The 4,500-nt window shown below is 64.4% G+C and carries 4 protein-coding genes and 1 pseudogene; 3 read left to right on the top strand and 2 right to left on the bottom strand.

Features of this window, described 5'->3' with window-relative positions; genetic code table 11:
* Positions 1-321 (bottom strand): annotated as a pseudogene (locus tag I5M_RS05965) (YgfZ/GcvT domain-containing protein); the annotation flags it as partial.
* Positions 322-473: 152 nt separating this feature from the next.
* On the opposite strand from I5M_RS05965, the gene I5M_RS05970 reads away from it, so the two are divergent.
* Positions 474-1,808 (top strand): dihydroorotase, encoded by a 1,335-nt coding sequence (locus I5M_RS05970; RefSeq protein WP_022720561.1) that lies wholly within the window; start codon positions 474-476, stop codon positions 1,806-1,808.
* A gap of 151 nt (positions 1,809-1,959) precedes the next feature.
* Here the strand turns inward: I5M_RS05970 and I5M_RS05975 are convergent, their stop codons facing one another.
* Complete coding sequence (locus tag I5M_RS05975; RefSeq protein WP_159103975.1) at positions 1,960-2,721, bottom strand: GntR family transcriptional regulator; 762 nt, start codon at positions 2,719-2,721, stop codon at positions 1,960-1,962.
* Between the two features lie 150 nt (positions 2,722-2,871).
* Here I5M_RS05975 and I5M_RS05980 point away from each other — a divergent pair, with 150 nt between their 5' ends.
* Both I5M_RS05980 and I5M_RS05985 read left to right on the top strand, forming a co-directional pair.
* Positions 2,872-3,879 carry an ABC transporter substrate-binding protein gene (locus I5M_RS05980; protein WP_022720563.1) on the top strand — a complete coding sequence of 336 codons (1,008 nt, stop codon included), beginning with the start codon at positions 2,872-2,874 and terminating at the stop codon, positions 3,877-3,879.
* A gap of 50 nt (positions 3,880-3,929) precedes the next feature.
* Positions 3,930-4,500, top strand: a 571-nt coding sequence (locus I5M_RS05985; RefSeq protein WP_244431941.1) for an ABC transporter ATP-binding protein, incomplete at its 3' end; no start/stop codon positions are given.

Consider the following 4,500-nt stretch of genomic DNA (forward strand, 5'->3'; position numbering starts at 1 on the left):
AGGGCCAGCACGCCGAGCCGATCGGACAGGGTTCTCGATCAGCGCCTTGGCGCGCAGCTTGTAGAATTTCAGCTTGGTGGTGAGCGGCTCGGCCAGCTCCCTGGGGCAGTCGATCAGAAAACCGCCATCGTCGGCCGCGGCGAGTTCGGTGATCAGAAAATCGCTGATGATCTTGCCCTGCGGCGTCAGCAGCGCGCCGAACCGGCCTTCGCCGGGATGCAGCGCCGTCATGTCGGTGGTGACCAGGCCGTTGAGCAGATGTCGCGCGTCCGGTCCGCTCACCTTGATCACGCCGCGGTCGGGGAGAAAAGCTGCCTTCATCAAAGCTCTCGCGATCAAAATCTGGCGTGGCCCTGGTCAGGAACGTTCTTTGCGGACGCCGCCCGGCCGGTTATGACTGCCCAAGGTAGGCTGTCGGGACCTTGGCAACAAGGCTTGCAAGACCCGCGCCGCACACAGCGCTTCGAGGATTCATGACGGGCACGTTCGACACCATTCTCAAGGGCGGCACCATCGTCAATCACGACGGCGAAGCCGTGGGCGACATCGGCATCACGGACGGCCGCATCGCCGCGCTCGGCTCGCTCGGCGCCGAGAAGGCCGGCGAGACCATCGATTGCCGCGGCCTGCATGTGCTGCCGGGCGTGATCGACACCCAGGTGCATTTTCGCGAGCCCGGCCTCACCCACAAGGAAGACCTCGAAACCGGGTCGCGCAGCGCCGTGATGGGCGGCGTCACCGCGGTGTTCGAAATGCCGAACACCAACCCGCTGACGATCACCGAGGAGACCTTCACCGACAAGGTGAAGCGCGCCGAGCATCGCATGCATTGCGACTTCGCGTTCTTCATCGGTGGCACCCGCGACAATGTCGAAGACCTGCCGAAGCTCGAACGCGCCCGCGGCTGCTGCGGCGTCAAGGTGTTCATCGGCTCGTCGACCGGCAGTCTGCTCGTCGAGGACGATCCGAGCCTGCGCCGCATCCTGTCTGTGATCCAGCGCCGCGCCGCGTTTCACGCCGAGGACGAATATCGCCTCAACGACCGCAAGGGCGAACGTATCGAGGGCGATCCGCGCTCGCATCCGGTGTGGCGCGACGACGTCGCCGCCTTGCAGGCGACGCAGCGGCTGGTGGCGATCGCGCGCGAGACCGGCAAGCGCATCCATGTCCTGCACGTCTCGACCCGGCAGGAGATGGAGTTTTTGCGCGAGCACAAGGACGTCGCTTCGGTCGAGGTGACGCCGCATCATCTGACGCTGGTGGCCCCGGAGTGCTATGAGCGGCTCGGGACCAAGGCGCAGATGAACCCGCCGGTGCGTGACGCCTGGCACCGCGACGGCATCTGGCACGGGCTGGCGCAAGGCGTGGTCGACGTGCTCGGCTCCGACCACGCGCCGCACACGCTGGAAGAAAAGGCCAAGACCTATCCGGCCTCGCCCTCGGGCATGACCGGCGTACAGACGCTGGTGCCGACCATGCTGGACCACGTCAATGCCGGCCGGCTGTCGCTGGCGCGCTTCGTCGATCTCACCAGCGCCGGCCCGGCGCGGCTGTTCAACATCGCCTGCAAGGGACGCATCGCCGCCGGCTTCGACGCCGACTTTACGGTGGTCGATCTGAAGCGCAGCGAAACCATCACCAACGACTGGGTCGCCTCACGCGCCGGCTGGACCCCCTACGACGGCGTCCGCGTCACCGGCTGGCCGGTCGGCACCTTCGTGCGCGGCGCGCGGGTGATGTGGCAGGGCGAACTGACCACGCCGTCACGCGGCGAGCCGGTGCGGTTTCTGGAGACGCTGAAGGCTTAGATGGGGCGGCGAGCTTCGCGAGCGTCTAGGTAAGTTGTAGTTCTCCGTCATGGCCGGGCTTGTCCCGGCCATCCACGTCTTTCTTGCGACAGGCTCTGTCGTTCGTGGATGCCCGGGACGAGCCCGGGCATGACGTGGAGAGGTTGCGGACTCACCCCGGCACGTCGATCGTGGTGTTGAACACCACGAGATCGCCGCGATAGAGACCTGTCGAGTAGAACACGATCTCGTCCTTGCGGTTGGTGATGAGGCGGCGGACTTCGGCGACCGGGGCGTTCACCGGGATGCCCAGATACTTCGCCACCGTGAGATCGGCAGACGCGATCCGCACCGACTGCTTCATCCGCTTCAGCTTGGCGCGCGTCACCTTGGTCAGATGCGGGATGATCATCTGGCGATCGAACGTCACCGGATCGCGGTTGTAGTAGTCGTTGGCGAGATACACGTCGTTGACGCAATACGGCTCGTCATAGGCGCGGTGGATCCGCTTCATGTAGCGGTAGTCCTTGAAGTGCTTCTCCGGTCCGTCGATCGATGGCGGCAGCGCGCAGCTCTTCACCACCTCCAGCGATTCCGCGCTGTTGCCGTCGAGCGTCGCTAAGAGATAGTTCCAGTCGGAGTCGAGCGCGATGGTTTTGCGCGGCTTGACCTGCTCGGCGACGAACGTGCCCTTGCCCTGGATGGCGACGATCAGCCCCTTGGCCGACAGCACACTCAGCGCCTGGCGGATTGTGACGCGGGCGACGTCGTAGCGCTCCGATAATTCTGCGATGGTCGGCAGCTGGCCGCCGGCCGGCCAGCGGCCTTCGACAATTTCGCTCTCGAGCAGATTGGATAGCGACACGTAAAGCGGCTGCTGCGTCTCGCTCAGCCGCCGCCTGACGTCGTCGATCTGTGCTGCCTCGCCGGTCACCGCCCGCCTCATTTTGTTGCAAGGCCGGCAAGTCCCGGCGGTTTTCCGCCCAATCCGCCGACCCCGGTCGCCTGAAAATTGATCTTGTGTGCTGGTCAACCAGCACACTAGTCTTGATCCGTCACCAAGGCTTACACCGGGAGCGCGGACATGAAAACCACAACGCTGAAAAAGCTGGGATTGACGCTGGTCGCGGGCCTTCTGGCATCGACGTCGGCGCGGGCCGAGATGAGCCAGGTCCGCGTCGCCACCCAGATCGGGCTGGCCTATCTGCCGCTGATCGTGATGGAGCACGACAAGCTCTGGGAAAAGAAGGCGGCCGAGAAGGGCGTGCCCTTGAGCGTCGAGTATCTGCGGCTCGGCGGCGGGTCACCGCTCAATGACGCGCTTTTGTCGGACTCTGTGCAGGTCGCTTCCGCCGGCCTCGCGCCGCTGCTGACGCTGTGGGACCGCACCAAGACCAACTATAAGGTGAAAGGCCTGTCGGCGGTCGCAGCCGCGCCGATGTATCTGCTCACCAACAATCCCAATGTGAAGACCATCAAGGACTTTACGCCTGCGGACCGCATCGCGGTCGCCAGCGTGAAGATCTCCATCAACGCCATCGTGCTCAACATGGGTGTCGAGCAGGCGTTCGGTCCCGGCAAGGCCAATGCGCTCGACGATATCCAGGTGGCTATGGCGCATCCCGAAGCCTATGCGGCGCTGACCACCAAGGCCGGCGGCATCACCGGCTACATGGCAACCTCGCCGTTCCAGGAGCGGGCGCTGATGCAGCCCGGCATCCACAAGGTCGCCAACTCTTTCGACATTCTTGGCGGTCCGTCGACCTTCAGCGTCGCCTACGCCAAGTCGGATTTCGCCAACGGCAATCCCAAGCTCGTCGAAGCCTTCATCGAAGCACAGCGCGACGCCGTCAAGCTGATCACCACCGATCGCGCCAAGGCGATCGACGAGTATCTGGCCGTCACCGGCGACAAGACCGATCGCAAGCTGATCGAGACCATCCTGGCCTCGCCCGAATACGATTTCGACATCGTGCCGAAGGCGACGATGCCGATGGCCGGCTTCATGCAGCGCACCGGCATCCTGAAATCGGCGCCGGCGTCTTGGAAGGACTATTTCTTCGACACCATGAAGAACGAGAAGGGCAGCTGATGCCCGCCGCGCTTCGCTCGCCCCAGTCCATGGACTCTGCGGACATGCTGATGACAACTCAAGCCGCACCGGCCGATCCCAAGCCTGCCGTATCCGAAGTGCTGCTGTCGGCGCGCGACGTCACGCTGCAATACAAGACGCCGGATCATCTGGTGACGGCGACGTGGCGGGTGTCGTTCGACGTCCATGTCGGCGACCGCTTCGTGCTGCTCGGGCCGTCGGGCTGCGGCAAGTCCACGCTGCTGAAATGCGTCGGCGGTTTCCTGCCGCCGGCCGAGGGGCGCGTCTGGCTGAACAACAAGGAGATCATCGAGCCGGGTTCGGATCGAATGATGGTGTTCCAGGAGTTCGATCAGCTGCTGCCGTGGAAGACCGTGCTCGAGAACGTCATGTATCCGATGCAGGTCAGCCGCCGCTTTCCGAAATCGGAAATCCGCAGCCGTGCTCTCCAGTGCATCGAGAAGATCAACCTGGCGAAATTCACCGACGCGTTCCCGCACATGCTGTCGGGCGGCATGAAGCAGCGCGTCGCCATCGCCCGCGCTCTGGCGATGGAGCCGGCGATGCTGCTGATGGACGAGCCGTTCGCCTCGCTGGATGCGCTACGCGCCGCGCGAGCAG

This window comes from Rhodopseudomonas sp. B29 (assembly GCF_000333455.1).
Taxonomy (GTDB): Bacteria; Pseudomonadota; Alphaproteobacteria; order Rhizobiales; family Xanthobacteraceae; genus Rhodopseudomonas.